The 26,046-nt window shown below is 69.0% G+C and carries 25 protein-coding genes and 2 pseudogenes; 10 read left to right on the plus strand and 17 right to left on the minus strand.

The window, feature by feature from the left end:
- Positions 1–53 precede the first annotated feature (53 nt).
- Positions 54–1,400 carry a hypothetical protein gene (locus IPG68_02235; GenBank protein ID MBK6762156.1) on the plus strand — a complete coding sequence of 449 codons (1,347 nt, stop codon included), beginning with the start codon at positions 54–56 and terminating at the stop codon, positions 1,398–1,400.
- Between the two features lie 52 nt (positions 1,401–1,452).
- Positions 1,453–2,472 carry an aspartate-semialdehyde dehydrogenase gene (locus IPG68_02240; GenBank protein MBK6762157.1) on the plus strand — a complete coding sequence of 340 codons (1,020 nt, stop codon included), beginning with the start codon at positions 1,453–1,455 and terminating at the stop codon, positions 2,470–2,472.
- Between the two features lie 102 nt (positions 2,473–2,574).
- Here the strand turns inward: IPG68_02240 and IPG68_02245 are convergent, their stop codons facing one another.
- On the minus strand, positions 2,575–3,756 hold the full coding sequence (locus tag IPG68_02245) for a molybdopterin-dependent oxidoreductase (protein MBK6762158.1): 1,182 nt from the start codon (positions 3,754–3,756) through the stop codon (positions 2,575–2,577).
- A gap of 1,060 nt (positions 3,757–4,816) precedes the next feature.
- Here IPG68_02245 and IPG68_02250 point away from each other — a divergent pair.
- Positions 4,817–5,353 (plus strand): LURP-one-related family protein, encoded by a 537-nt coding sequence (locus IPG68_02250; GenBank protein ID MBK6762159.1) that lies wholly within the window; start codon positions 4,817–4,819, stop codon positions 5,351–5,353.
- A gap of 27 nt (positions 5,354–5,380) precedes the next feature.
- Here the strand turns inward: IPG68_02250 and IPG68_02255 are convergent, their stop codons facing one another.
- Positions 5,381–5,860, minus strand: coding sequence for a transcriptional regulator (locus IPG68_02255; GenBank protein ID MBK6762160.1), 480 nt, complete (start codon positions 5,858–5,860; stop codon positions 5,381–5,383).
- An 87-nt stretch (positions 5,861–5,947) separates the two neighbouring features.
- Here IPG68_02255 and IPG68_02260 point away from each other — a divergent pair, with 87 nt between their 5' ends.
- Positions 5,948–6,226, plus strand: coding sequence for a DUF2249 domain-containing protein (locus tag IPG68_02260; GenBank protein ID MBK6762161.1), 279 nt, complete (start codon positions 5,948–5,950; stop codon positions 6,224–6,226).
- Positions 6,227–6,229: 3 nt separating this feature from the next.
- On the opposite strand, the gene IPG68_02265 is transcribed toward IPG68_02260, so the two are convergent.
- Positions 6,230–7,000: an MOSC domain-containing protein gene (locus IPG68_02265; protein ID MBK6762162.1), complete on the minus strand. Its 771-nt coding sequence runs from the start codon at positions 6,998–7,000 to the stop codon at positions 6,230–6,232.
- Positions 7,001–7,127: 127 nt separating this feature from the next.
- On the opposite strand from IPG68_02265, the gene IPG68_02270 reads away from it, so the two are divergent.
- Positions 7,128–8,354 carry a DUF222 domain-containing protein gene (locus tag IPG68_02270; GenBank protein ID MBK6762163.1) on the plus strand — a complete coding sequence of 409 codons (1,227 nt, stop codon included), beginning with the start codon at positions 7,128–7,130 and terminating at the stop codon, positions 8,352–8,354.
- On the opposite strand, the gene IPG68_02275 is transcribed toward IPG68_02270, so the two are convergent.
- The 3 genes from IPG68_02275 to IPG68_02285 are packed head-to-tail and all read right to left on the minus strand — an operon-like array spanning position 8,341 to position 10,453.
- A complete protein-coding gene (locus tag IPG68_02275) occupies positions 8,341–8,721 on the minus strand; it encodes a hypothetical protein (protein MBK6762164.1) in 381 nt (126 codons plus the stop codon). The two genes, IPG68_02270 and IPG68_02275, sit on opposite strands and share 14 nt — an antisense overlap.
- On the minus strand, positions 8,672–10,066 hold the full coding sequence (locus tag IPG68_02280) for an NAD-binding protein (GenBank protein MBK6762165.1): 1,395 nt from the start codon (positions 10,064–10,066) through the stop codon (positions 8,672–8,674). Before IPG68_02280 ends, IPG68_02275 begins: the two co-directional genes overlap by 50 nt.
- Complete coding sequence (locus IPG68_02285; GenBank protein MBK6762166.1) at positions 10,067–10,453, minus strand: hypothetical protein; 387 nt, start codon at positions 10,451–10,453, stop codon at positions 10,067–10,069.
- A 157-nt stretch (positions 10,454–10,610) separates the two neighbouring features.
- Here IPG68_02285 and IPG68_02290 point away from each other — a divergent pair, with 157 nt between their 5' ends.
- The 3 genes from IPG68_02290 to IPG68_02300 are packed head-to-tail and all read left to right on the plus strand — an operon-like array spanning position 10,611 to position 12,876.
- Positions 10,611–10,799 carry a hypothetical protein gene (locus IPG68_02290; protein ID MBK6762167.1) on the plus strand — a complete coding sequence of 63 codons (189 nt, stop codon included), beginning with the start codon at positions 10,611–10,613 and terminating at the stop codon, positions 10,797–10,799.
- Positions 10,796–12,007: a cupin-like domain-containing protein gene (locus tag IPG68_02295; protein MBK6762168.1), complete on the plus strand. Its 1,212-nt coding sequence runs from the start codon at positions 10,796–10,798 to the stop codon at positions 12,005–12,007. The genes IPG68_02290 and IPG68_02295 overlap by 4 nt, the downstream gene beginning before the upstream one ends.
- Complete coding sequence (locus IPG68_02300) at positions 12,004–12,876, plus strand: hypothetical protein (protein MBK6762169.1); 873 nt, start codon at positions 12,004–12,006, stop codon at positions 12,874–12,876. The genes IPG68_02295 and IPG68_02300 overlap by 4 nt, the downstream gene beginning before the upstream one ends.
- A 191-nt stretch (positions 12,877–13,067) precedes the next feature.
- Here the strand turns inward: IPG68_02300 and IPG68_02305 are convergent, their stop codons facing one another.
- The 9 genes and pseudogenes from IPG68_02305 to IPG68_02345 form a co-directional block, all read right to left on the minus strand.
- On the minus strand, positions 13,068–13,865 hold the full coding sequence (locus IPG68_02305) for a YwiC-like family protein (GenBank protein MBK6762170.1): 798 nt from the start codon (positions 13,863–13,865) through the stop codon (positions 13,068–13,070).
- Positions 13,862–14,602: a respiratory nitrate reductase subunit gamma gene (gene narI / locus IPG68_02310; protein ID MBK6762171.1), complete on the minus strand. Its 741-nt coding sequence runs from the start codon at positions 14,600–14,602 to the stop codon at positions 13,862–13,864. Before narI ends, IPG68_02305 begins: the two co-directional genes overlap by 4 nt.
- A 29-nt stretch (positions 14,603–14,631) precedes the next feature.
- Positions 14,632–15,252, minus strand: a complete 621-nt coding sequence (gene narJ / locus IPG68_02315) for a nitrate reductase molybdenum cofactor assembly chaperone (GenBank protein MBK6762172.1) — start codon at positions 15,250–15,252, stop codon at positions 14,632–14,634.
- Positions 15,252–16,928 carry a nitrate reductase subunit beta gene (gene narH / locus IPG68_02320; GenBank protein ID MBK6762173.1) on the minus strand — a complete coding sequence of 559 codons (1,677 nt, stop codon included), beginning with the start codon at positions 16,926–16,928 and terminating at the stop codon, positions 15,252–15,254. The genes narJ and narH overlap by 1 nt, the downstream gene beginning before the upstream one ends.
- A complete protein-coding gene (locus tag IPG68_02325) occupies positions 16,929–17,708 on the minus strand; it encodes a hypothetical protein (GenBank protein ID MBK6762174.1) in 780 nt (259 codons plus the stop codon). It abuts the gene before it with no gap.
- Positions 17,709–17,826: 118 nt separating this feature from the next.
- Positions 17,827–18,030 carry a hypothetical protein gene (locus tag IPG68_02330; GenBank protein ID MBK6762175.1) on the minus strand — a complete coding sequence of 68 codons (204 nt, stop codon included), beginning with the start codon at positions 18,028–18,030 and terminating at the stop codon, positions 17,827–17,829.
- Positions 17,997–18,513 (minus strand): annotated as a pseudogene (locus IPG68_02335) (molybdopterin-dependent oxidoreductase). Before IPG68_02335 ends, IPG68_02330 begins: the two are co-directional and overlap by 34 nt.
- Positions 18,447–19,136: a molybdopterin-dependent oxidoreductase gene (locus IPG68_02340; protein ID MBK6762176.1), complete on the minus strand. Its 690-nt coding sequence runs from the start codon at positions 19,134–19,136 to the stop codon at positions 18,447–18,449. Before IPG68_02340 ends, IPG68_02335 begins: the two are co-directional and overlap by 67 nt.
- A 349-nt stretch (positions 19,137–19,485) precedes the next feature.
- Positions 19,486–20,701, minus strand: a pseudogene (locus IPG68_02345) (nitrate reductase subunit alpha).
- Positions 20,702–21,508: 807 nt separating this feature from the next.
- Here IPG68_02345 and IPG68_02350 point away from each other — a divergent pair.
- Both IPG68_02350 and IPG68_02355 read left to right on the plus strand, forming a co-directional pair.
- Complete coding sequence (locus IPG68_02350) at positions 21,509–22,786, plus strand: NarK/NasA family nitrate transporter (GenBank protein ID MBK6762177.1); 1,278 nt, start codon at positions 21,509–21,511, stop codon at positions 22,784–22,786.
- Positions 22,783–24,120, plus strand: coding sequence for a NarK/NasA family nitrate transporter (locus tag IPG68_02355; protein ID MBK6762178.1), 1,338 nt, complete (start codon positions 22,783–22,785; stop codon positions 24,118–24,120). The genes IPG68_02350 and IPG68_02355 overlap by 4 nt, the downstream gene beginning before the upstream one ends.
- Positions 24,121–24,124: 4 nt before the next feature.
- On the opposite strand, the gene IPG68_02360 is transcribed toward IPG68_02355, so the two are convergent.
- Both IPG68_02360 and IPG68_02365 read right to left on the minus strand, forming a co-directional pair.
- Positions 24,125–25,264: a molybdopterin molybdotransferase MoeA gene (locus tag IPG68_02360; protein ID MBK6762179.1), complete on the minus strand. Its 1,140-nt coding sequence runs from the start codon at positions 25,262–25,264 to the stop codon at positions 24,125–24,127.
- Positions 25,257–26,024, minus strand: coding sequence for an NTP transferase domain-containing protein (locus IPG68_02365; protein ID MBK6762180.1), 768 nt, complete (start codon positions 26,022–26,024; stop codon positions 25,257–25,259). Before IPG68_02365 ends, IPG68_02360 begins: the two co-directional genes overlap by 8 nt.
- Positions 26,025–26,046: the final 22 nt, after the last annotated feature.

A 26,046-nucleotide genomic window follows, 5' to 3' on the forward strand; every position in this document is an offset into this window, starting at 1 on the left:
ACGGGTGATCCGTGCGCCCAGCGGTCACGTCAGGATAGTTTGGGAGGTCCGACATGAGCGACGTCGCAGGAACGCCGGAACAATCCGAGGTCCGTCGACTGCAGCAGCAGGTCGCCGACCTGGAGAGGCAATTGGGTAACGCGCAGCCGACGCCGAAACCGAAGCGCTACTGGGTGCGCACCTTCTGGTCCACGGTGCTGATCGTAACCGCGTGTCTACTCGCACCCCTTTCGATGGTCTCGGTGTGGGCGCGCGGCGAGGTCACCGACACCGACCGGTACGTGCAAACCGTCGCGCCCCTGGCACAGGACCCGGCGATCCAGCAGGCCGTCACCAACCGGATCACCGAGCAGATCTTCACCTACGTGGATGTGCAGGCGCTGACCAGCGACGCGGTGTCGACCATCTCGGCGAACCGCAGCCTGACTCCACAGCAGACCGCCGCCCTGCAGGCGCTGGCCGGTCCCATCTCCCAGGGCGTCCAGTCGTACACCGAGGACGCAGTGGCCAAAGTCGTCCAATCCGAGCAGTTCGAGGCCGCATGGCTCGAGGCAAACACCCTGGTGCACCAACGGCTCAACGAGGCACTCAGCGGCCAGAACACCGACCGTGCATTGCAGGTACAGAACAACCAAGTGGTTCTCGACCTGGGCAATCTCGTCAACCAAGTCAAGGAATTGCTGATCAGCAAGGGCTTCACGGTCGCCGAGAAGATCCCCACCACCGATGCCACCATCGTGCTCTTCAATGTCCCCAACGCCTCTGCGCTCCAGACCGGGTACAACGTCCTGAACACGGTTGGCTTCTGGCTGCCACTGATCGCCATCGCGCTGGCCGTCCTGGGTGTCTTCGTGGCCCGCACCCCGCGCAAGGCCCTGGCCTGGTTCGGATTCGGCCTGATGCTCGCCATGGCGGTGGGCGCCGGGATGCTCGCGTTCGGCCGCATGACCTACCTGAACGACTTGCCCGCCACCGTGGACACTGCGGCCGCCACGGCCTTCTTCGATCAGTTCACCGTGTTCCTCAAGCAAGCCATGTGGGCTGGCGCGACTGCCGGTCTGGTGCTGTTCCTGGGTGGTCTGCTGCTGGGACCGAGCCGGGTCGCCAGCGGCATCCGTTCGGTGCCGGTCAAGGCCGCCGACGGAATCCAACATTGGTTGTCGTCGCTGGGTCTGCACATGAACGGGATCCGGACGTGGGTCGCCGGGCAGGCTGCCGGCCTGCGGATCGCGGCCGCCCTCGTGGCACTGGTTCTGATAATGCTGCAGCGCTACAAGACAGCGGAGTTGATCCTGTGGACCACAGCCGGTCTGCTGGTCGCGCTCTTCGTGATCCAGATCCTCGCCTCCGGCGTGGTGGGAGAGGAGGAGGTCGTGGTCGCCGAGGAGGTCACGACGTAGGGCGCGGAAACGCCTGCCTCCGGGGCCGGGTCGCACCGATACCCTGGGACTCATGGACGTAGGAGTCTTCGGAGCAACCGGCCAGGTCGGCGGGGTCATGCGCACCCTGCTGGCGCAGCGCAACTTCCCGCTGGATCGTGTGCGCTACTTCGCCTCGGCGCGCAGCGCGGGGACGACGCTGCCGTGGGGTGACGACCAGCTCATCGTCGAGGACGCCGCCACAGCGGACTTCTCGGGTCTCGACATCGCGCTTTTCTCCGCCGGTGCCACCACCAGCCGCGCCATCGCGCCGAAGGTGGCCGCCGCGGGGGCGGTCGTCGTGGACAACTCCTCGGCGTTCCGCATGGATCCCGAGGTGCCGCTGGTGGTGGCCGAGGTCAACCCCGGGGCGCTGGACTCCATTCCCAAGGGCATCGTCGCCAACCCCAACTGCACGACCATGGCCGCCATGCCGGCCCTCAAACCGCTGCACGAGGACGCCGGCCTGGTGCGGCTGATCGTGAGCACGTACCAGGCGGTGTCCGGCGCCGGTTTGGCAGGCGTGAACGAGTTGCAGGAGCAGGTGCTCGCCGGCGCCAAGGACGACAACCTGCCGGGCCTGACCTATGACGGCGGCGCGGTCGGCCTGCCCGAACCGTCGAAGTTCCCCGGCACCATCGCGTTCAACGTACTCGCCCAGGCCGGGAACTTCGTCGACGACGGCTCGGGGGAGACCGACGAGGAGCAGAAGCTGCGCAACGAGAGTCGCAAGATCCTCGACATCCCGGACCTGCGGGTCTCCGGGACCTGCGTGCGGGTGCCGGTGTTCACCGGGCACAGCCTGTCGATCCATGCGGAGTTCCAGCGGCCGATGAGCGTTGCCCGGGCCCGGCAGTTGTTGCAGGACGCCCCGGGTGTGGTGGTCACGGAGGTGCCGACGCCGCTGCAGGCCGCCGGCCAGGACCCCAGTTATGTGGGGCGGTTCCGGCAGGACGGGGAGAACGGGTTGGCCTTCTTCGTCAGCAACGACAACCTGCGGAAAGGGGCGGCGCTCAACGCGATCCAGATCGCGGAGTTGCTCGCGGCGCGGTGAGGCGGCCCGGGCCGTTGGTTGACGCTCGTGCAGTTGGTTGACGCTCAGCGCCCGACGAACCTCAACCAACTGCACGAGCACCATCCAACGTGCCGGCGCCGGTCACACCTTCCGCAACTCCACCGGCACCGATTTGAACGCCGGCGTCTGCGACTGGGGGTCGAGCCGGGAGTCGACAAGGACGTTGGCCTCGGGGAAGTACATCGCCACACATTTGCGGGCGATATCGATGATCGCCGCACGCACCCGCATGCTCCCAACCGACGATCTCACCTCCACCGAGTCTCCCTCGCGCACCCTCAGTAGCGCGGCGTCTACGGCGTTGAGCATCACCACGTCGCGCGACGTGTTGCCCCGGTACAGGTCCTCGTCGTCATACACGACCGTGTTGAACTGCCCCTCGGAGCGGATCGTCATCAACTGGAACCCGGGCACCGGCGACGGCACCTCGACCACCCGGAAGCGCGCCCTCCCATCGTCGGTCAAGAACTCCGGCTCGTGGAACGTGCGCCCACCGACCTGGAACTCCCCGTCGGACTCGATGCGTGACACCGGTTCGTAGCCGGGCACTACGGCGGCGATGGCGTCCCGGAGGTTGCGGTGCGAGCGCAGGGCCGTCCAGTCGAACCGGTCGGCACCCATCGCCTCATGCGCGAGGCCGGCCAGCACGTCGGTCTCCGACCGCAACTCCTGCGCGATGGCCGGATAGCCGCCGTCGGAGAGCCGCACGTAGTTGAACATCGACTCCTGCGTCGTGGCCTGCGCCTCCTCGTCACGGGCAAGCACGGGGAGGATCACCATCGTGCGGCCGTTGCCGTGGAAATGCCCCGGGTTGAGCTTGGTCGTCAAGGACACCGTGACGTCGATGTTCCGCATCGCCCGTGCCGCCCACTCGCTGTCCGGGTTGCTGCCCCACAGATTGCCGCCCACCAGCACGGCCACGTCGATCTCGCCCCGTTCCGCGGCCCGCATGGAGGCGTGCGTGTCCTGACCCGCGGCGGGCACCACGATCCCGAACCGCCGCTCCAACTCGTTGGCGAACGCTCCCTTCAGCGTCGGCGACACCCCCATCGAGCCGACCCCCTGGATGTTGGAATGGCCGCGGATGGGCATCAAGCCGGCACCCGGCTGGCCGAGGAATCCCCGCGCCAGCGCGAGATTACCCAAGGCACGGATGTTGTCCGTTCCGTGCTCGTGGTGGGTCAGCCCCATGGACCACATGAAGATGCCCCGGCGGGCCCGCGAGATCAGACCGGCGGCGGCACGGATGTCGGCCAGCGGCACGCCCGACGCCTGCGCCAGTTCCTCGACGTCGAGCCCCGCGACATGCGCGCACTGCCTCCGCACCCGAGGTGTGCGCCCCGACGAAGCCCTCATCCCACTCGACCAGCGCCAGCAGCGCGGTGAACAACGCGATGTCCCCGCCGATGCGTGGCTGCAGGTACAGGTCACTGACCTGCGACCCGGCGGCCAGACTACGGGCATCCGACGGCAGCCGGAAACGCCGTAGTCCCAGCTCGGCGATCGGGTTGACCACTATGACTTTCCCACCGCGGCGGCGCAGGTCGATGAGTTGGGTGATGAGCCGGGGGTGGTTGCTCGCCGGGTTCGCGCCGGCCACCAGCACTAGATCAGCCTTCGCGAGGTCATGCAGGGTCGTGGATGCCGTGCCGCTGCCGTAGATGTCCGCCAGGGCCACACTCGACGCGTTGTGGCAGTAGAACGAGCAGTTGTGGATGTTCGGCGAACCGTACGCACGCGCCACGAGTTGCATGAGGAACGCCGATTCGTTTCCCGACCGACCACTGGCGTACCAGAAGGTGCGATCCGGCGCGGCAGCCCGTAGCGCTCCGCCCGCGATGCCGAGGGCCTCGTCCCACCCGACCCGCTCGAAGTGGTGCTGGCCCGGGCGCAGCACCACCGGGAAGCCCAGCCGGCCGAGGTTCTCGGCCCGTGCGCTGGTCAGCACCCGCAGTCCTGCCAGGTCGTTGGCGGCGAAGAACGACTCCGGGATGGCCGGTTGCAGGTCCGCGGCCTGGGCCTGAACGGACTTCTTGCAGACCTCCGGGAAGTGGCCGGCCTCGTTGACCATCCCGCCCTTCTGCCCACCCATCCCCAGCGCGCAGGTCTTACACGTGTTCCTGGACTTCAAGCGTTTGGCGACCTCGGTGAACTCCCCCGTGCCCCAGGCCTTGCGCATGACATAAGCGATCGCCGGCAGGCCACCGGCCGCCTTCACCCGGGGTTGCGCCATGGCGACCACCGTAGACCTCCCCCCGTGCGGGGGATGGCGGGACGTGGCCGGAACGCGCAGACTTGGTGCACTCCGACGAGAGGAACTGACATGGGTTTACGCGACCGGGTGCATGAGCGCCGTGCGGAGGACGCCGGCCACACCTTCTACACGATGCGCCAGAAGCTGTGGTCGATCGGGGATGACTTCTGGATTCAGGACAACCACGGCAACCGTGCCTACAAGGTTGACGGCAAGGCGCTGCGTGTGCGGGAGACCCTGAAGTTCGAGGATGCGCAGGGCAACGAACTGTTCAAGATCCAGGAGCGCATGGCCCGCGTGCGCGACACCATGGTCATCGAGGATGCCAGTGGCAACACCGTGGCGACGGTGAAGAAGGCCGTCATCAGCCCGATCCGCGACAGGTGGCACGTGTCGGTCGAGGGGGGACCGGACATCTCCATCAAGGGGAACATCGTCGACCACGAGTACACGATGGAGTCCGACGGCGGCCAGGTGGCGGAGGTGTCGAAGCGCTGGCTGCGGGTGGCTGACTCCTACGGCGTCGAGGTCGGCCCGGGCCAGAACCCCGCCCTGGTCCTGGCGCTCGTGGCCGTCATCGATGAGATGGCCCACCCGGACCGGTGACCCGGACGGCGCGGGCTCAGGTGCTGGTCACCGCAGGTGCAGCCGGCACGCGCCCGGCTCGGCGAAGGGCAGCAACTCCACCTGCGGATCCTCCCGTCCCATCCGCTGCAGCGCGCCGCTGATCAGCCCGAGGTGCACCTGGCACACCACCTCCGGATGCTCGCGCGCGACGTCGAGCAGCGGGCACCGGCGTAACGCCACCGACCGGACGCGCGCGTCGGCCTGCGGGTCGAAGCCGAGGTCGTCGAGGATCGCGACCACCTCGGTCCGGGCGGCGATCGCCGATCTCGGGCGCTTGCCCGCCACCATCTCCTCGCCCCAGCGCTGACCGGCGGCACGGGCATCGCCGGCCGGGTCCGCCGAACGTTGCGCCACAACCGTGGCCAGCGCCGCAGCCAGGTGGGCGTAGTCGCGGACGCGGGGGTCCACCTCCTGCGCGACACCGGAGCTGAAGAGCATCGCCGGGCGGCCGCGGCCCTTGGGCTCGGCGATCACGCGCGTGGCCAAGCCGGAAGCAACCAGGCCGTCGAGGTGCAACCGGGCGGTGTTGTCGTGCAGGCCGAGGGCGGACAGAAATTATAGTAAATTGTTACCATGAACACTGAACTGCCTGTCACCTCGAGTTGCCGTTGTGGGGAATCGCACGACGGCGATCCCGTCCTGGACGCGCGCACCATCCCGCACGCCATCCGTCACGCCGCCATTTTCGGCGCGCTCGACTCCTTGCGGCCCGGCAAGGCCATCGAACTCATCGCGCCGCACGAACCGCTGCCACTCCTGGCGCAGATCGACACCCGCTACAACGGCGCGATGCGAATCACCTACCTGCAGCAGGGCCCCGAAGAGTGGCGACTGCGGCTGGCGCGCGCCTGAGCGTCATGCCCGCTGCACGACGGTGATCTCGTCACCGACGGCGAGCTCCCCGAATGCGCGGTGCACGGCGTTCTGCCCGAACATGACGCCCCCCTTGGCTTTGCGGAAGGTCCCGAGGGTGCGCAGCGGCTCACCGTCCCCGCGGATTCCGGTCTGCTGGTCTACGCGGGTGATCGCGCACCGGGCGCACGGCTTCACGATGTCCACCGGGATCGAGCCGACCTCGATGCGCTGCCAGTGGTCCTCGTCGAAGGCTGGCGACCCCGCCACGACCATGTTGGGACGGAAACGATTCATGGGGAGGGGCGTGGGCAGCCGGGCGTTGAGTTCGGCGAGTGACGACTCGGTCATGACCAGCAGCGGGTATCCGTCGGAGAACCCGACTCGGCCGCCGGCGCGGTCGGAGGGCCGGTCGTGCTCAGGCGTCAGCGTCACCAGACGGCAGGTCCGTCCGAGGTGGTCGGAGAGTAACGCGGCGGCCTGATCACCGCAATCCAGCGCCGAGCATCCGTAGTCCCACACCGAGACCTCGAGCCGGGCGCCAGGGATCGCCGGCGCCGATCCCCCCGGCGTGGCCACCGTCAGCGGTTCACCCGGCTCGGGCCGCACCAGCGCCAGTCGCGGCTCCTCACGCTGGGTGAGGAACCGGCCATCTTCGTCGACCACCATGTACGAGCGGTCACCTTCGAGTCCCGTCGCATCGAGACGCCGGGTCTGCACCGCCATGCCGGCGCACGACTTGATGGGGTAGACGAACAAACCGCTGAGCCGCATGCGCCGATTCTCCCAGCAGGACAGCCCTCGATGGGTGGGCCCCGTGACCCTTGTCCACAGGTGTGGTTGTGGCCTCCTGCTTGTCGTACCTCTGCAGTAGATTCGTACTGTTCGAAAGGAGCGGCGGATGGCGGTGCTGGAAGTGTCCCGACCGGCGATGCGCCGCACCCGTATCCGGCAATCCCTGCCCACCGACCACCCGCCGATCCTCGACCAGATCGCCGACCTGCTCAACCAGCTGCCCGACCCCCTGGACCTCAGCAGCGACCAGGTCGTGGGCGCCATGACCACCACCGCCGAACTACGCAACCGCTTCGACGCCTACCTCACCGACCTGGCCGGCACCGCCGACGCCACCCACATCTCCAAGAGCCTGCGCGCCGGCACCACCGGTATGCTCGTCGCCACCGCCACCGGCGCCAACCCCGCCACCGGGTCCGCGATCGTGGGCACCGCCCGAGCGTTGCGCACCCTGCCGCACGTGGCCCAGGCCTACCGCGACGGGCAGATCAGCACCCCCCACGTCCACGCCCTGCGCGAAGCCGCCACCCGCATCACCGACTTCACCGACCTCGAACCCGCGTTGGTCGAGATGGCCACCACCATCGAACCCATCGAGTTGCGCCGCATCCTCACCCTGCTCATCGGCCAGTGCCAGCCCGACCACGACCACACCAAACAACGCGACAAACGCGGCCTGTCGCTCAGCGAAACCCCCAACGGCATGTACCGCCTCGACGGCTGGCTCGATGCCATCGAAGGCCGCCGGCTACGCGACACCCTCACCGCGTTCACCGACCCCGGACTCCCCGGCGACACCCGCACCCCGACCCAGGCCCGCGCCGACGCCCTCGCCGACATCCTCGCCGCCGCCAACGCCAACACCCGCCCGTTGGGCGTGTCCGGGCTGTCCCGTCCTCGTCGACCTCGACACCTGCCCGACGGCCTCGGCGCCACCCTCGACGACGGCCACCCCATCGGCCCCGACACCTTCGACCTGCTGTCCTGCGCCACCGCCTGCGCAGTCATCTTCGGGGCGAAACGCAAGGACGCTTTCGTGCCGATGGCCCCTCGGCCGCGCCCACCGCCGCGCCACCCGCTGGCAATGGGCCGCCCTCATCGCCCGCGACCGCGGCTGCATCCGCTGCGGACGCGCGCCCCGCTTCTGCCAAGCCCACCACATCCTGCACTGGCGCCACGGCGGCTTAACGGACCTGTCAAATTTGTGCCTGCTCTGCAGTCGATGTCACGCCGACCTCCACCACGGCCACTACACCATCACCACCAACACCCACGGCACACCCACCATCACCAGCACCCGCGCACCTCCGGCCTGACGATCAGCGGTCGATGAGAGTCCGCCAGATCCACGATTGGCCCACCCGCGATCCAGTGAGTACGTACTCCGCTGCCGTGGGGACACTCGCCGTGGTGTCCAGCGCACGCCGGTCGTAGGACATGCCGATCAGCAGCAACCGGTCCCCGGACTGCAGAACGTGCTCGCCGTCCGGGGCCAGGACCGTGTCGTCGCCACGCTGGAGCATCAGCGCCACGATGTCCAGTGGCCGTTCACGTTCCTGCGGATCGTGCAACAGCGTCCCGAGGGTCACGTCATGCAGTCGCTCGTGGATCGCAGGCGCCCCCGACTCCGTGACATCGAACGTCCAGATGTCAGCGCGCCGGGTGCCGCAGCACCCGGTGATGCGGTCGATCAGGGCCACTGCCCAGTCGTCGTCGCGGGCATGTGCCTGCTGCACGAACGTCCACAGTGACGAGTCGCCCACCCGTGCCAGGACTTCCTGGGCGACCAGTCGGGTGGGGATCAGCGTGCTGTCCAGGGACAATTGCTCGAACAGCGGGCCATCGGACGGGTCGTTCTGCCTGCCGATCGTGAACAGGTCCGGGTTCAGCCGACGCGCGGAGACCAGCAGGGGACAGGTTCGTCACGTCGTTGTCCGTGGCCGCGGCAAAAGCGACGGCGTTGAGCAGATCCGCTCGGGCGAGCACTTCCGGATCCGTCGCATCCCCGGCGATGACCTCCACACCGTCGCGAGTGCCGCCCGCTGGATCGATCGCAGTGACCGGGATCCGGTGGCGCACGAGGTCGGCCGCCAGGTGACCGCCGAACCGCCCCAAGCCGCAGATCACCCAGCGGCCTTGTCGCGGCAGTCGCATCACGCCGGGCAGTGCATCGCCGGGGTTGGCAGTCAGCCACGAGATGAGTTGATGCGTGCGAGGTGCCCGCAGCGCGACCAGCAGTTCATCGCCGTAGAGGTTGAAGGGGTCGATGATCAGCGGACTGCCGAACGCGGAGATCCGGTCGATGAGAACGTCCTCCATCGTCCGGCAGACAACTGGCACGTCCGGTCGCAGCAGGGCCGAGGTCATGGTGATCGCGAGATTCGCCTGGTCGTCGTTGGTCAGCGCGATCACCCCCGCGCAGTGCTTGTTCAGCAGGCCCGCGCGACGCAGTTCGTGAGGGTTGCCGGCGTCTGCGGCCAGTCCGGGGACATCCGACCGGAACGCCACGAGGTCCAGCGCCTCGATCCGGGCGGGTTCCACATCAAGGATCACGAGACGCCGGTCGCGCCGGTCTAGGCTGCGCGCCACCACCTCGCCAGCCTGGCCGAATCCCGCCACGATGACGAACGGCTCCCGCAGCTGCCGAACCTGGCGCTCGAAGCGCTGCAGGCCCAGCGCCTCCCGGAAGCCGCGGTCCTGAAGCAGCGCCAGCACTGAACCGATCGCATAGGCCCAGGCGATCACACTGAGATAGATCGAGACGATGACCCAGGCTCGCTGCGCGGTGCTGAAGGGATAGGGGATCTCCCCGAAGCCGATGGTCGTGGCCGTGTAGCTCATGAAGTAGAAGGCGTCGAACAGGTCCATGCGCCACGGCTGGCCGTCCTGATCCTGCCCGGGGACGAGTGTCAGGCCGAAGATGCTGACGGCGAACAGGCTGACCAGGACAATCAGTGGCGCGCGCATCCTGCGCAGAACCAGGAATATCGCCGTCGTCGACGGCCCCTCGGCAGCCACCCGCCGGACGGGCGCCGGGGTCGACACCTACTGCCGCCGGAACGACACGGTCTCGACGACCAGCAGGGTCACCGAGATGACGTTGGCGAACAGTGCGCCGCCGGACAGGGAGACAATGCTCGAGATGTGCTCAGCCGACAGCGGCCCGTCGCCGGTGTTGTCGAAGTACGCCCACAAAGATGCCGCCGCGACCAGTTGCAGACTGGCCACCAGGCTCGTGGCCAGGTGTACGGCACCGATCTGCGTGCGGTCGCCGAACTTCATGATCAGTGCGATGAGGTTGATCACCACGGCCGCGAACAGTTCCCACTGGTTGTGCACGCGCGGGTCGTCGATCGGGCCGATGAAGAAGCCGAAGTTCATGGTGGCGGCGAGCACGACGAAGAAGCCGAAGACGACCTTCTCGAAGTTCACGCTGCCTCCTCGCAGTGGCGAGTCTAGGGGCTCGCAGTCGGGTTTCGCACGGGCTCAGACAACGGGCCCGTGGGAGGGCTGGATCGCCGCTGCAGGGGTAGATTCGGCGCAGGGGCCCGGACTCCCCGGACCCTGATGAGACCAGCAGGAGACGACCATGACCGATGACGAGATGACGCACGGCCCGCTCGACGGTGGTGCTGATGGCGGCGCCGACGGCGGTGCTGACAAGGGCGCCGACGGCGGTGCGGACGGCGGTGCGGACGGCGGTGCGGACGGCGGTGCCGACGGCGGTGTGCGGTGGACGGATGGCGGTGCTGATGGCGGTGCCGACAGCGGCGCGTGAGTACCACCGACGCATCTGAGACGGCGTTGTCACATGTGTGCTCAGCCACGCCCGATGTCTTCGCCTCCGAGGTCTGGGGGCATCGGGCGTGGCTGTCGCACGCCAACGATCTCGCCGGTGACATCACCGGTCTCTTCTCCCCGCAGGCCGCCGACGAGCTCCTCAGCACCCGGGGCCTGCGCACCCCTTTCTTGCGTATCGCCAAGGACGGCGCAGTTGTCCCTCCCGCCCGTTTCACCGGGTCCGGTGGGGCAGGCGCGAACGTGGCCGACCAGGTGCATGACGACGCTGTCTTGCGGTTGTTCGCCGATGGCGCCACGGTGGTGCTGCAGGGCCTGCACCGCACCTGGGCCCCAGTGGGAGAACTAGCCGCCGGACTGGCTGCCGAACTCGGCCACCCGGTCCAGGTGAACGCTTACATCACGCCTGCTCAGTCGCAGGGATTCGCCCCGCACTACGACACCCACGACGTCTTCGTGCTCCAGATAGGCGGCAGCAAGCGCTGGCGCGTGCACGAACCGGTCCTGCTCTCGCCGATGCCCGCAGAGACCTGGCAACAACGTGCCGCCGAGGTCCGGGCGCGAGCCGAAGACTCCCCCATCATCGACACCGACCTGCAGCCCGGTGACTGCCTGTACCTTCCGCGCGGTTTCGTGCATTCCGCCGTGGCGCACGGCGAAACCAGCATCCATCTGACCTTTGGCATCCATGCATCCACGGAACGCGACGTCCTCGAGGCCGTCTTCGAGGCGGTGACAGAGCGAGGCTGGCGTACCGCTCTGCCCGCGGGGTGGGATCCGGGCTCCGCGGACGGCATGTCCAGACTCGCGGCCGTGATCGAGGACCTACGCGATGCCCTCGAGCAGGCGGATCTGAGCGATGTCGCCGCCACGTTGGCAGACGGCCGGGCGCGGCAGCAGCGCCCCGAGCCTGTGGCGCCCCTGGCGCAGGCAGCGGCAGCCGTGAACCTGACCGCGGACACCACGGTGCGGCTGCGTCGCTGGCTCGGCGCGCGGTGGTCCGCCGAGGGGCTGGTCGCAGCCGGGCTCACGGTGCCCGTGAATCCTGAGGACCGAGCTGCGGCGGAGGTACTCCTGCAGGGCGAATCGGTCCGGGTCGGTCAACTCCCCGGCACCGCCGACGGACCGCCGTTCGCGCTTGTCGCCGAGTGGCTGCGCGCGGGCATCCTGGTCACGGACTCCTTGTGAACGCTTTCCGCTGCTCCGATGCCGCGCGGACGCGGGGGGACGCCATGCTCGGTACCGCGTCGCCGGCGTCGATGTGGTTGCTCATCGAGCGTTCAGGGGCATGGCCGCGGCGGGCACTCGAGGCCTTCGAGCCGGCACTGGCCGCCGGGCTGTCGGCGAAGGCCGAACGTCACGGCGCGCGGGTCACGCTGATCCGGCCACCCGGCAAGCACCCGCGGGAGGACGGCGCATTCCGGTGGGCAGTGGCTGATGCCCGACCGGGACACGAGGGCATCCGCTGGCACACGTCCAAGGACTACCGCGAGGTCGTGGAGCGGGATTGGCGCGTCTCCGCCGGCGAGGGTGAACCGGTCGCGCTGGTCTGCAGCCACAGCCGCCACGACGTGTGTTGTGCAGTGCGCGGACGTCCCGTGGCCGCGGCCGGCGACCTGGTCTGGCCGGGCCGGGTGTGGGAGTGCTCGCACGTCGGTGGCGACCGCTTCGCCGCCACGGTGGTCCTGCTACCGCACGGGGTCACCTACGGGCAGGTCGAACCGGCTGACACCGCGCGCCTGCTAGGGATGTTCGAGAGCGGCCTGGTCGACCCGGCGCACCTGCGCGGCCGCAGTTCGCTGTCCCGCCTCGAACAGGTCGCGCAGGGTCTGGCCCTTGCCGCCGGCCTCACCAGCAGCGTCGACGGGTTGCGTCCCGAACTCGTGGACGTCGCAACGGACGGGGTCATCACCGTTGTTGTGTCAGACCCCGGGGTGCGGATCGTCTTCCGTGAGGTCGAGGTGCCCCTGGGCACGCCCGCGACCTGCCACGCCGTCGCACCCGGGATCGGCCGGGAGTACCAGCTGCTGTCCCTGGAACGACTGCCCGCTGCGTGAGGGGTGAGCCCGCCGCCGAGTACGGACCTTGTTGGCAGGCTCTGACTGTGGGTCTTTGTGACGTTGGTACTGCGCCGCGGGGGCCAATGCGACGATGGTGCGGCATCGCGCCGCACGTGGTCCGCACCATCGCGACAAACCGGCCCGGCGGCCCCGCACCTTCGTCACAACAGTGGTCACCCTGACGAGACTCATCCCAGCGCCAGCGCCGCCCCCACCACGACGAGGACCGACACCACGATCTCCACGGCGCCGATGACCGCCGGACGACTGCCCGTGGGCACGGCGAAGGCTCGCACCGCCGCGACGCCGAACGGCAGGAGCAGCCACGGCGAGATCAGCCCCATCGCCAGGGCCGCCACGTGGAATCCGCGCGAGGCGATGGCCCAGCGCCGGTCGTCGGCCTCCCGGATCAAGGACTTCACGTGCAGCACCGAACCGGTGAAGAAGACCAGGCAGATGAAGGCGGCCAGCCATGCCTGCGCCGCGGCGGGGTCCCCGATGCCCAGGTCCGGGGTGTCGGTGGCGATCGCCCAGAACAGCGGCACCGCGATCGCGGCCTGCGCCACGAGCAGCAGGTCGTTGCCGGCGCCCCGCTCATGGCCGGCGCGGGTCAACCACACGCTGACCGCCCACAGCACTGCGAGAACCACCCCGACCCAGATCAACCAGGGCCGCAGCACCAGCAGGACCAGCGACGGGACCCCTGCCAGCACTACCCACGGGACCGCGTCGTGCAACTCGCGTTTGGCCAACCGGGACCAGGTCCCGCGGCGCCAGCGGATGACCACGGCTCGTCCGAGGTAGTAGCTGGCCGGGTACGCCAGCACCCAGGCGACCGAGAACACCGCTGCAGGTGCCGACCACCCGGTAATGACGAAGCCGAGCACCAACGGGATGACCAGGAAAGCCCATGCCCCGTGCTGGCCGGGGATCGCCAGGCGCCGTGCGGTCCGCGCCTGCCCGCGCACTCCGGTGGTCGCGCTCACGGCCCTCCGACTTTCTCCCAACCACGGCGCGGCTGCCGGTTGCCGGCGTCGTGCGGCCCGCGGTCGCGGTACACGATGTACGGGCGGAACGCGTATCCGAACGGAGCGCTGAACGCGTGCACCAGTCGCGTGAACGGCCACACGATGAACAGCGCCATGCCGGCCAGCGCGTGGATCCGGAACGCCAGCGGCGCATCGGCCATCAACTGGCCTTGTGGGTCGAGGTAGAACAGCGACCGGAACCACACCGAGACGTCCTCGCGGTAGTTGTGCCCCTCACCGAGGACTCCGGCCCCGGCCAGGGTGGCGACCACCCCGAGGCAGATGGCGGCGACGAGGAAGATGTACATCGTCTTGTCGTTCTTGGTCGTTGCGGCGAAGACCGGCCCGACCGTGCGCCGGCGGTAGACCAGCAGCGCGATCCCGATCAGGGTCGCGGCGCCGGCGAAGGCACCGAGGAGCACCGCGAAGAAGTGGTACGTCCCCTCCGAGACCCCCAGCGCGTTCGTCCACGCTTCGGGGACGAGCAGACCCATCACGTGGCCCATCAGTACCGCCAGGATGCCGAAGTGGAACAGCGGGCTGGCGATCCGGATCAGCTTGCGCTCGTACAGCTGGCTGGACCGGGTGGTCCAGCCGAACCTGTCGTACCGGTAGCGCCAGATCATGCCCACCACGAAGACCGCCATGGTCACGTATGGCAGGACATCCCACAGCAGGATGCCGGCGGTGGTCATGCCGGTGTCGGTGGTCTCTGCAAGGGGCCTCATCTGCGCGCTCCCGTCGTCTGAAGTCCGAATGGTTCCAGGCCCACCTGCTCCACCGGCGGGCCGTGCGTGGCGATCTGTGCCATGCGCTCAGCGATCTCCGGGGTCACGTGCGGCAGCGTCGCGGTGACTGCGGCCAGCACCTGGGCGTACGGGGAGTCCACGGACTCCAAGGCCGACTGCAGCAGCCCGATCGCCGCGGCGTGCTCGGCGAGCAGGGCGTCGCCGGTCAGCCGGTCCCCGACGGCCGCAAACTCCAGCACCACCGCGAGGTGGTCCGCGAGTTCGGCGTCACCAGCGTCGAATCCGGCGTCGAGGTAGGCCGCCTTGAAGTGCAGGATGGCCATCCCGCGGTTGCGGGTGTCGCCGTGCGTCCAGTACGTCAGGTACGGGCAGGCCTTTCGCCTCATGTCGAAGGTCTGCACGTACTCCCGGCGCACCTGCATGACGTCGGTGCTCCCGAGCCAGTCGATGAAGGCGGACAGCGGGGCGCGGGCGGCCCCCGGCAGTTCCGAGACCGCGGCCCGGATGTCCGGCAGCCGGGCCACCATCTCGTCGTCGGGGTACCAGAGCAGCCAGGAAGCGGCCAGCCTTGCCACCGCCTTGTCGTGGGCGTCCATCACTTCTCCCCTTCCTGCTTCTTCGGCGGCATGGACGGCATGCCCAGCGGCACCCCGACGCCGTCCCAGTTCAGGAGATTGACCCGTGCCTCGCGCTGCTCGGAGGGCACGATGGTCTCCGACTGCTGGCGCTGGGCCAGGGCGTGGAAGGTCTCCACGGCGACCGGTACCGGCCGGCCGGAGGCCTCCCCGAACGGCCCCTGCTCGTACATCCCCGAGCCGCCCTCGTAGTCCAAGGAACAGGCCAGTTCGTCGAGGTTCTTCGCCGTCTCGGTGTGTGCCTCCGGGATCACATAGCGGTCCTCGTACTTGGCGATCGCGAGCAGGCGGTACAGGGTGAACATCTCCTCCTCGCTCAGGCCCACTGACGCGGGGATCGACGCGTCGGTCGGATTGCCCAGGTTGTTGTCGCGCATGAACGCGCGCATCGCCGCCAGCACCCCCAGACTCTTCTTCACCGGGACGACATCCCCGGCGGTGAACAACTCCGCGAGGTACTCGATCGGGATCCGCAGGGCGTTGAGCGCCCCAAACAGGTTGCCGGCGTCCTCGGCGTCGTTGCCGGTCTCGCGCAGGGCGTCCACCACCGGCGACAGCGGCGGGATGTACCAGACCATCGGCATCGTGCGGTACTCCGGATGCAGCGGCAGCGCGACCCGGTACTTCTTGGCCAGCGCGTACACCGGTGACCGCTTGGCGGCGTCCAGCCAGTCCGCCGGGATGCCGTCGCGGAGGGCCTGCTCGATGACCCGCGGGTCGTTAGGGTCGAGCAACAGGTCCAGTTGGGCTTCGTAGAGGTCCTGCTCGTTCTCAGTGGCCGCGGCCTCGGTCACCCGGTCCGCGTCGTAGAGGAACAGGCCGAGGTAGCGCAGCCGGCCCACGCAGGTCTCCGAGCACACGGTGGGCAGGCCGACCTCGATGCGCGGGTAGCACAACGTGCACTTCTCGGCCTTGCCGGTCCGGTGGTTGAAGTAGACCTTCTTGTACGGGCAGCCGGTGACGCACATGCGCCAGCCGCGGCACGCGTCCTGGTCGACCAGCACGATGCCGTCCTCGCTGCGCTTGTACATCGCCCCGGACGGGCAACTGGCCACACACGCCGGGTTGAGGCAGTGCTCGCAGATCCGCGGCAGGTAGAACATGAATGCCTGCTCGAACTCGAGTTTCACCCGGTCGCCGACGTCCTTCTTGATCTTCTGAAGAACCGGGTCGGCGGGTGCGAGTTCCGGCCCGCCGGCGAGGTCGTCGTCCCAGTTCGCCGACCACTCGATCTTCATCGGCTGACCGGTGATCAGCGACTTCGGCCGCGCGACCGGCGTGTGCTCGCCCAGCGGTGCCGAGATCAGCGTGTCGTACTCGTAGGTCCACGGCTCGTAGTAGTCCGAGAGCGTCGGCAGGTTGGGGTTGCTGAAGATCATCGACAACCGGTGCAGCCGCCCGCCTGCGCGCAACCGCAACTTCCCGCGCTTGGTGCGGACCCAGCCGCCCTTCCACTTCTCCTGGTCCTCGTACGTGCGCGGGTACCCCTGGCCGGGCCGGGTCTCGACGTTGTTGAACCACACGTACTCGATGCCGGCGCGGTTGGTCCACGCCTGCTTGCAGGTCACCGAGCAGGTGTGGCACCCGATGCACTTGTCCAGGTTCATCACCATGCCCATCTGGGCCATGACTCTCATTTAGTACTGCACCTCCTGGGAGCGGCGGCGGATCACGGTGACCTCGTCGCGCTGGTTGCCGGTCGGCCCGAGGTAGTTCAGGAAGAACGACAACTGCGCGTACCCACCGGCGACGTGTGTGGGCTTGATCATCAACCGGGTCAGGGAGTTGTGGATCCCGCCGCGCAGGCCCGAGGTCTCGGTGCGCGGGACGTCCACGGTGCGGTCCTTCGCGTGGTACATGTACACCGTGCCCTTGGGCATGCGGTGCGACACGATCGCGCGGGCGACCACCACCCCGTTGCGGTTGTACGCCTCGATCCAGTCGTTGTCCTTGACGCCGACGGTCTCGTCGGCGTCCTGCGGACTCATCCAGATCTCCGGCCCGCCGCGCGACAGCGACAGCATGAACAGGTTGTCCTGGTACTCCGAGTGGATCGACCACTTCGAGTGCGGCGTCAGGTACCGGACGGTGACCTCGCGGCCCTCCCCGGTCCCCTGGTCGCCGTACAGCCGGTGCATGTTCAGCGGCGGCCGGAACGTCGGCAGGTTCTCGCCGATCTCGGCCATCCAGTCGTGGTCGAGGAAGAAGTGCTGGCGCCCGGTCAGCGTGTGCCACGGCTTCGAGCGCTCGACGTTGATGGTGAAGGCGGTGTAGCGCCGGCCACCGTGTTCGCTGCCGGACCACTCGGGGCTCGTGATGACGGGGACGGGACGGGCCTGAGTGTCGGGGAAGGTGATCCGTTTGCCCTCGTTGTCCAATGCGAGGTCGGCCAGTTGCCGGCCGGTCCGCTCCTCCACCGCGCGGAACCCCTCCACTGCGACCCGGCCATTCGTCGTGCCGGACAGCGTGAGGATGGCCTCGCAGGCCTGCGCCGCGGTGACGATCGCCGGCCGCCCGGCGCCGGGCCGTCGCGGATCACGCCGTTGTCCGGGCGAGCAGTTCCATCTCCGGCGCGGTGTTGACCGCCACGCCCTTGGTCATGGTGCCGAGCGTCTCCAGCAGCGGGCCGAGGGCCGACATCTTGGCGCCGACCGTGGTGTAGTCGCGCTCGCGATGACCGAGCTTCGGCGCGGTCACCCCGGGGATCAGGTCGACCTCGCCGGTCCGCCAGTCCGGCACCGCCGCCCGGCACCGCCATCTCGTCGGGGGTGTCGTGCAGCAGCGGGATGGTCATCAGGTCGGTGCGGGTCTCCAGGGTGCCCTGGGGCCAGCTCCGAGACCTGCGGCGAGCGCCTGGAAGATGTCGTAGTCGCTCTTGGTCTCCCACGGCGGGTCGATGGCCGGCGTGAACGCGTGGACGTACGGGTGCATGTCCGTGCTGGACAGGTCGTGCTTCTCGTACCAGGTCGCCGCCGGGAGCACGATGTCGCTGAACAGGGTGGTGCTGGTCATCCGGAAGTCCAGGTTGACCAGCAGGTCGAGTTTGCCGACGGGGGCGTCGTCACGCCAGGTCGTCCTGGGCGCACCCTCGGGGGTCTCCTCGGCGCGCACGGCTGTCGGCGCCCAGCAGATGCTTGAGAAAGTACTCGTTGCCCTTACTCGACGAGCCCAACAGGTTGGCCCGCCAGATCGTGAGCACGCGAGGCCAGTTCTCTGGCGCATCGGGGTCCTCGATCGCGAACCTCAGGTCGCCGGACAGCAACTGCTGCTTGATGTACTCCGCGGCGTCCTCCCGCGGCCTCGGCCTCGTCGGCCAGGTCGAGCGGGTTGCGGTCGAAGTCGGGGAAGGACGGCATCCAGCCCAGCGCGCCGACTGGGCCAGCGTGTCGATCATCGCTGCGCCCTCGAACCGGCCCCTCGCCCAGCGGGGTGGCCAGCAGGTCAGCGCCGAGGTTGTCGTAGCGCCACTGGTCGGTGTTGACGTACCAGAACGCGGTGCCGATCATCTGGCGCGCAGGGCGCTGCCAGTCCAGGGCGAAGGCCAGGTTCGCCCAGCCGGTGATCGGCCGCGCCTTCTCCTGGCCGACGTAGTGCGCCCAGCCGCCGCCGTTGACGCCCTGACAGCCGGTCAACGTGATCATGGCCAGGAACGTGCGGTAGATCGTGTCGGAGTGGAACCAGTGGTTGGTGCCGGCGCCGAGGATGATCATGGAGCGACCGCCGGAGTCCTCGGCGTTCTGCGCGAACTCCCGGCCGATGCGCTCGGCCTCGCCGCCGGCACGCCGGTGATCTCCTCCTGCCAGGCGGGCGTGTAGGGCTCGGGATCGTCGTAGCCGGTGGGCCACTGGCCCGGCAGGCCGTCGCGGCCGACGCCGTACTGGGCCAGCATCAGGTCGAAGACGGTCGTCACCAGCCGCGGCCCGGCCGGCCGACCGGCACGCCGCGCGGAGTGCCGAGCCCCCTCGCTGTCCGCCTGGCCGACGTCGAAGCGCGGTAGGTGCACCTCGACGTTCTGGGACCCTCCCGCGCCGTACAGCGACAGGGCCGGGTCGATGCCCTCGAGGTCGAGGTTCCACTTGCCCTTGCCCGCTTCGCCGTACCGGAAGCCCAGCGACCCGTTGGGCACGACCGCCCGGTCGGCCGGTCGACCAGCACGGTCTTGAACTGGCCGCCCTCCTGCCTGTGTCGCCGAGGTCAGCGGCGGTCAGGAACTTGTCCGGGACCCAGGCGCCGTCCGCGCTTCAGCGTGATCAGGAACGGCATGTCCGAGTACTGCTTCACGTACTCGACGAACCGCGGCACCTGCCGGTCGACGTAGAACTCCTTGAGGATCACGTGCCCCATCGCCATGCCCAGAGCCCCGTCGGTGCCGGGGTGCGGGGTGAGCCACTCGTCGGCGAACTTCGTGTTGTCCGCGTAGTCCGGGGACACCGTCACGACCTTCTGTCCGCGGTAGCGGGCCTCGGCCATGAAGTGGGCGTCCGGGGTGCGGGTGACGGGCACGTTGGCGCCCCACATGATCAGGTAGCTCGCGTTCCACCAGTCCGCCGACTCGGGAACGTCGGTCTGGTCGCCGAACACCTGCGGCGATGCGACGGGCAGGTCGCAGTACCAGTCGTAGAACGACAGCATCGAGCCGCCGAGCAATGACACGAACCGACTGCCGGCGGCGTGAGACGCCATGGACATGGCGGGGATCGGCGAGAAGCCGAAGACGCGGTCGGGGCCGTAGGCCTTGATCGTGTGGACGTGCGCCGCGGCGATGATCTCGATGGCCTCGTCCCACCAGGCGCGGACCAGGCCGCCCTTGCCGCGGGCCTGGTAGGCGCGGGCTGCTCGGGTCGTCGACGACGGCCGCCCAGGCGTCCACGGGGTCTGGGTGCTGGGCCTTCGCCGCGCGGTAGGCGTCCAGCAGCACGCCGCGGACGTACGGGTACCTCACCCGGGTGGGGGAGTAGGTGTACCAGGAGAACGCGGCGCCGCGCGGGCAGCCGCGGGGCTCGTACTCGGGGCTGTCCGGGCCGACCGACGGGTAGTCGGTCTGCTGGGTCTCCCACGTGATGATGCCGTCCTTGACGTACACCTTCCACGAGCACGATCCGGTGCAGTTCACGCCGTGGGTGGAGCGCACGACCTTGTCGTGGCTCCACCGGTCCCGGTAGAAGACGTCGCCCTCCCGGCCACCATGGCGGGTCACGGTCCGCAGGTCGGGGGAAACCTCGCCCGGGGTGAAGAAGCGCCCGGCCTTGACCAGGAAGTCGCCGGCGATATCGGGGTCGGTGTGGTGGTCATCGTCACCTCCTCTTCTTCGTCGGGGCGCGCACGACTCTTGCGTGGAGTTCGGGGGGCTGTGCGCCCGGATGACCTGCGTCGGGCCGGTCAGCCCGGCGCCGGGCAAGGCGCGACACATGCCCGGGCCGCGGCCAACACCTCCATCCCCGCCACGCGACGGCTTGCCCGTGCGGTGCCAGACCTCGCCCAGCAGGGCCGGGCGTGGATGTCGCAGATCACCGGCTGGTCGCGACCAGCGCCGCGTACGGGCACTGGCCCAAGGTCACGGAGTCGCCGATCGGCGAGACCTCCACGGCGAACCGGGCCAGACCAGCCAGGCGTCGACGGCCTGGGCCGGGGACCGGTGGGCCCGGCCCGTTGTCCTCCGCCGAGCGCCACCGGCGCGCCGCCTCGGCAGCGACCCTGGGTCCTGGGCGGCGGCGAGCGCCTCGCGCAGGTCGGCCGCCAGCCGGTGATAGGGCCTTCCGCGCGCGGAGTACAGCCTCCGAGGGCGGCCCGCGACCGACGGTGTCCTGGCTCCGCTGATGTCCCGCCGGCGCGCAGCACCTCCGAGGTGGGCGCGGACCGTGTTCGCGTGCAGGTCGGTGGTCCGGAGATGTCCTCGACGCTCACCGGCTCGCTGGCTCCTGGACGATCCGCAGGATCAGGTCCAGGATGATCGCCCGTCCAGGGGATGCTGCGATGGGCAGCGTGCGCTGAGGCGCGCCAGGCTGCGGCCGATGCTTCCGCAGCGCCCGGTTCCATACCCCTCTTCTACCACATATTCACCGGGGAATATGTAATAAACACCGTGGTAACGTCTATGTGCAGTGGAAAATGGAGAGGAGCCCACGCATGACCGAGGCTGGGACCGGAAGGAGTCCGATGGGGTTGCAGCCCGGCCGCGGTGCAGGTCCTGGTGATCTCGACGTTGGCCTTCACGCTCATGTTCGCGGTGTGGCTCATGTTCGGTGTCCTGGGCATCCCGATCCGCAAGGAGTTCGGCCTCACCGACGTCCAGCTGTCCTGGATCACCGCCGTCGCCGTGCTCAACGGCGCCATCTGGCGGCTCCCCGCCGGCATCCTCGCCGACCGCCGCGGCGGCCGACTGGTGATGACCGTGATGCTGGCCGCCACCGCGATCCCCGCCTACCTGGTGTCCACGGCGGACAACTACGTCCAACTGCTCATCTACGCGTTCCTCGTCGGCCTGGCCGGCAACTCCTTCAGCGTCGGCATCGCCTGGACCAGCGCGTGGTGGCCCCAGCACCTGCAGGGCTTCGCGCTCGGCGTGTTCGGTGCGGGCAACGTCGGGGCATCCGTCACCAAGTTCATCGGGCCCGCCCTTATCGCGGCGGTCCCGGCAGCGGGCTTCCTCGGCTTCATCCCCGGCGGCTGGCGCTTCGTGCCCTTCCTCTACATGGTGCTGCTGCTGATCATGGCCGCGGTGACATGGTTCGTGTCCCCCCGCCACGACATCGTCCCCGGGCAGGGCAGGTCGCTGGCATCGATGCTGCAGCCGCTCAAGCAGATGCGGGTCTGGCGCTTCAGCCTCTACTACGTGGTGGTCTTCGGCGCCTACGTGGCACTGGCGGCCTGGCTGCCCAAGTACTACGTCGACGTCTACGACCAGAGCCTCAGCCACGCGGCGTTGCTCACCGCGCTGTTCATCTTCCCGGCCTCCTTGCTGCGACCGGTGGGTGGCTGGATCTCCGACCGCGTCGGCGCCCGGCGGGTCATGTACATCACGTTCGGGATCATGCTGGTCACCACCGGGATCCTGATGATGCCCTACGGGTACATCGTCGTCGAGCGCCAGGACGGCACCACCAGCGAGATCCTGCCGTGGACGGTCGGGGTGTGGATGTTCACCCTGCTGGTATTCATCACCGGCTGTGCGATGGGGATCGGAAAGGCCGCGGTCTACAAGCACATCCCCGAGTACTTCCCGCACGACGTGGGTGCGGTCGGCGGCCTGGTCGGCTCGATCGGCGCCCTCGGCGGCTTCTTCCTCCCCCCGATGTTCGCCTACGCGACCGCGTGGAGCGGTGCCCCGCAGGCCACGTTCGGCGTGTTGTTCGTCGTGACCCTCGCCGCGACGCTGTGGATGCACTTCACCGTGGTCAAGATGCTGCACCAGGCCAGTCCGGAATTGACGAACAAGTTCGAACACGATCACAGCCCGGAGATCCCGGCTGACGAGATGACAGGAGTCACGCGATGAGTTCAGCAGCCGCCAGTGCACCGGCACGCAAAGGGGGTGACTGGCTCGAGAGCTGGAACCCCGAGGACGCCCAGACGTGGGACTCAGGGCGGGCCTGGAAGACCCTCTGGATCACCACCTTCAACCTCACCCTGGCGTTCATCACCTGGTTCCTGGTCTCCGCCATCGCCCCGCAGCTGAACTTCATCGGCTTCGACCTGTCCACCAGCCAGCTCTATTGGCTGGTCGCCATGCCGGGTCTGGCCGGTGGTCTGCTGCGGTTGGTGTGGATGTTCCTGCCACCCATCCTCGGCACCCGCAGACTCGTGTGGCTGAGCAGCCTGCTGCTGATCATCCCGCTGGCCGGGTGGGCCATGGCTGTGCAGAATTCGAACACCTCGTACACCGTCCTGCTCGTCCTGGCCTTCCTGGCCGGTATCGGCGGCGGCGTGTTCAGCGGCTTCATGCCGAGCACCTCGTACTTCTTCCCGAAAGCCAAGCAGGGCACGGCCCTGGGCATCCAGGCCGGGATCGGCAACTTCGGCGTGAGCATCGTGCAGTTCGTGACCCCGTGGATCATCGGGTTCGCCCTGATCGGCGGCTCGCAGGCTTTCGTCAACGAGGACAAGGGCATCAACAAGGAGGTCTGGTACCAGAACGCCGGCTACATCTGGATCCCGTTCGTCATCGTGGGCGTCGTCCTCGCCTTCACCATGCTGAAGTCGGTCCCGGTCCAGGCCCGCGGTGTGAAGGACCAGCTGGACATCTTCGGCAACAAGCACACGTGGCTGATGACGTGGCTGTATGTCCTCACCTTCGGCACGTTCTCCGGCATGGCCGCCCAGTTCGCCCTGCTGATGAAGAACTTCTATGGCACCCCGTTCGGCGCAGACGGCATCACTGCGGTGTCGTACGCCTTCCTCGGCGCGCTCGTCGGCTCTGCGGCGCGCGTGCTGGCCGGACCCGTCGCCGACCGTGCCGGGGGCGCGAAGGTGACTCTGGTCGCGGTGATCGGCATCGCGTTCTCCGCGCTGTACACCTCGTTCCAGTTGTCTCCGAGCAACGTGGACGAGTTCCCGAAGTTCCTCTGGGGGATGCTGGCGATCTTCTTCTTCGCCGGGGTCGGCAACGCCAGTACCTTCAAGCAGATGCCGATGATCTTCGAACCCCGGCAGGCGGGCGGGGTCATCGGTTGGACCGCGGCGATCGCCGCCTTCGGCCCGTTCGTGTTCGGCGTCATGTTCGCCACCGGCAACGCCCAGATGCTGTACTGGCTGGGTTTCGTGACGTGTCTGATCGGCGCCGGGCTCACCTGGTACTACTACGCACGACCGGGCGCGGAGAAGCCGTCCTGATCCGTCAGGGCAGGGCCAGCCACCGCACCTGCGTGCCGGTGGCGGCCCCGCCCGGCGGCAACACTGCGAACCCGTCAGCAGCAGCCAGGCCCCGCAGCATCGCCGAGCCCAGGTGCGTCACCGAATGTGCGGTGCCGGCGTCCAGACGGCAGGCGAGCAAGCGGTGCTCCCCCGCCGGCGCGGTCGCGGCGGCTGCCAACGTGACCACCGGCAGGTCCGGTGACCAGCGGCCGAGCATCGCCGCGATCAAAGGGGCGCCCAGCGTGAGCAGCGACACCACCGCGCTCTGCGGGTTCCCCGGCAGGGCCACCAGCCAGCGACCGGCGATCCGGGCTGCGGCCATGGGGTGGCCGGGGCGCACCGCGACACTGTCCACGACCCACTGCCCGCCGAGGTCTGCGACGGCCGCGTGCAGGTGGTCGACGGGGCCCGCCGCCGTCCCGCCGGTGGTCATGACGATGTCGGCATCGGCATCGCGGATCGCCGCGATGTGGGCGGCCAGGGTGTCCTCGGCACGCGCCACGGACACGACCCGCGCCCCCAACCGCCGGATCCAGCCGGGCAACTGCGGACCCAGTGCGTCGCGCACCCGCCCCGGTCCGGCCACGCCGGCGTCCACCAGTTCGTCGCCGAACAACAGCAGCGCCACGCGGGGCGTCCGCCGCACGAGCAGTTCGTCCAGGCCCGCCGCGCAGGCCAGCCCGATCAGTGCGGGGTCCACCACTGCGCCCGCTGCCGCCAGCACCTCACCGGCTCGGCACTCCTCGCCGCGTGGCCGCAGGTCCGACGACCGCGCCGGGCCGTCCACCCTGCCGCCTGTCACTGTCGCGTGTTCGGTGCGCAGCACCGCAGTCGTGCCGTCGGGAACCGCCGCCCCCGTGGCGATCACCACCGCCTCACCCGACGTCAAGACCATCGGTGGGGCAGCTCCCGCCAGCACCGTCCCGACGACCGTCCAGGGACCCGGGCCACAGACCGCCCAGCCATCCATCGCCGAGGTGTCGGCGGCCGGGAGGTCGGTCAGAGCCTCAACCGGGCCCGCCAGCGTGCGGCCGTCGGCTGTGGCCGGCGCCAGCGTCTCGCCCGGTAGGAGGACCGCATCGGCCAGCAGAGCGCGGGCGGTGTCCCAGTCGGGCTCACGCATCGGAGGACCACGATTGCGCGAGTCCGGCGATCCGCACCGCCGTCTCGCGGGGGTCGGCGCCGTTGGCCACGGCAAGACCCATGAGGTAGGTCGTCACGGGGGCCGCCGGGCGCTGCACCGCATGTGCGGCCTCCTTGGCGACGTCCAGAACGACGGCGACGTCGACGTCGGCTGTGATGCCCAGTTCGCGCTTGACGGCTTCCACCCATGTGTCCATGTCGTCCATTATCAGCCGTTGCTGGGCCGCGTGGAGGTCCTGCGCGGTATCGATGTCGACGAGGGCATCGGCGGCCACGTCGACGTACTCGACGGCCAGTCGCGCCAGAACCTCGCGCATGCTCATCCCGGCGGTTGGCGCCGCCCGGCGCAAGGCAGGCGTGCGGTACCACGCGCACAGCGGCTGGGCGTGGCCTTCGGTGCGCGGCACGAGTGCATCGCCGGCGGGCAGGGGCAGTTGCAGCAGCGCGGGCACGGCGAACGGCATGTCAGTGGCGAGTACCGCCACGAACGGCGTGCTGGTCACCGCGATCCCCGCGGCGATGCCTGCAGCCGGTCCGCCTCCCGGTGGATCCTCCCGGGTGAGCGTGATCGGCCGTCGGACGTGGGGATCGGGTCCGACCACCACCACCGGGACCTCCGGCGGCAACCCGGCCAGGATGCGATCGATCATCCTCCGGCCCGCCACCGGGGTGGTCGCCTTGTCCCGTCCCAGCCGTCGGCTGGCCCCCCCGGTCAGCACGATTGCCGTCCAGTCGGTCACACTCGCAGACTAGGGGCAGGGA

It is taken from the genome of Micrococcales bacterium, from assembly GCA_016703125.1.
Lineage (GTDB): Bacteria > Actinomycetota > Actinomycetes > S36-B12 > UBA10799 > JADKAV01.

Excerpts from the sequence above, each read along its gene's own strand:
- IPG68_02235 (MBK6762156.1), top strand. The coding sequence starts at position 54 with ATGAGCGACGTCGCAGGAACGCCGGAACAATCCGAGGTCCGTCGACTG.
- IPG68_02240 (MBK6762157.1), top strand. The coding sequence starts at position 1,453 with ATGGACGTAGGAGTCTTCGGAGCAACCGGCCAGGTCGGCGGGGTCATG.
- IPG68_02250 (MBK6762159.1), top strand. The coding sequence starts at position 4,817 with ATGGGTTTACGCGACCGGGTGCATGAGCGCCGTGCGGAGGACGCCGGC.
- IPG68_02260 (MBK6762161.1), top strand. The coding sequence starts at position 5,948 with ATGAACACTGAACTGCCTGTCACCTCGAGTTGCCGTTGTGGGGAATCG.
- IPG68_02265 (MBK6762162.1), bottom strand. The coding sequence starts at position 7,000 with ATGCGGCTCAGCGGTTTGTTCGTCTACCCCATCAAGTCGTGCGCCGGC.
- IPG68_02270 (MBK6762163.1), top strand. The coding sequence starts at position 7,128 with ATGGCGGTGCTGGAAGTGTCCCGACCGGCGATGCGCCGCACCCGTATC.
- IPG68_02290 (MBK6762167.1), top strand. The coding sequence starts at position 10,611 with ATGACCGATGACGAGATGACGCACGGCCCGCTCGACGGTGGTGCTGAT.
- narI (MBK6762171.1), bottom strand. The coding sequence starts at position 14,602 with ATGACCACCGCCGGCATCCTGCTGTGGGATGTCCTGCCATACGTGACC.
- narJ (MBK6762172.1), bottom strand. The coding sequence starts at position 15,252 with ATGGACGCCCACGACAAGGCGGTGGCAAGGCTGGCCGCTTCCTGGCTG.
- narH (MBK6762173.1), bottom strand. The coding sequence starts at position 16,928 with ATGAGAGTCATGGCCCAGATGGGCATGGTGATGAACCTGGACAAGTGC.
- IPG68_02350 (MBK6762177.1), top strand. The coding sequence starts at position 21,509 with ATGTTCGCGGTGTGGCTCATGTTCGGTGTCCTGGGCATCCCGATCCGC.
- IPG68_02355 (MBK6762178.1), top strand. The coding sequence starts at position 22,783 with ATGAGTTCAGCAGCCGCCAGTGCACCGGCACGCAAAGGGGGTGACTGG.
- IPG68_02360 (MBK6762179.1), bottom strand. The coding sequence starts at position 25,264 with ATGCGTGAGCCCGACTGGGACACCGCCCGCGCTCTGCTGGCCGATGCG.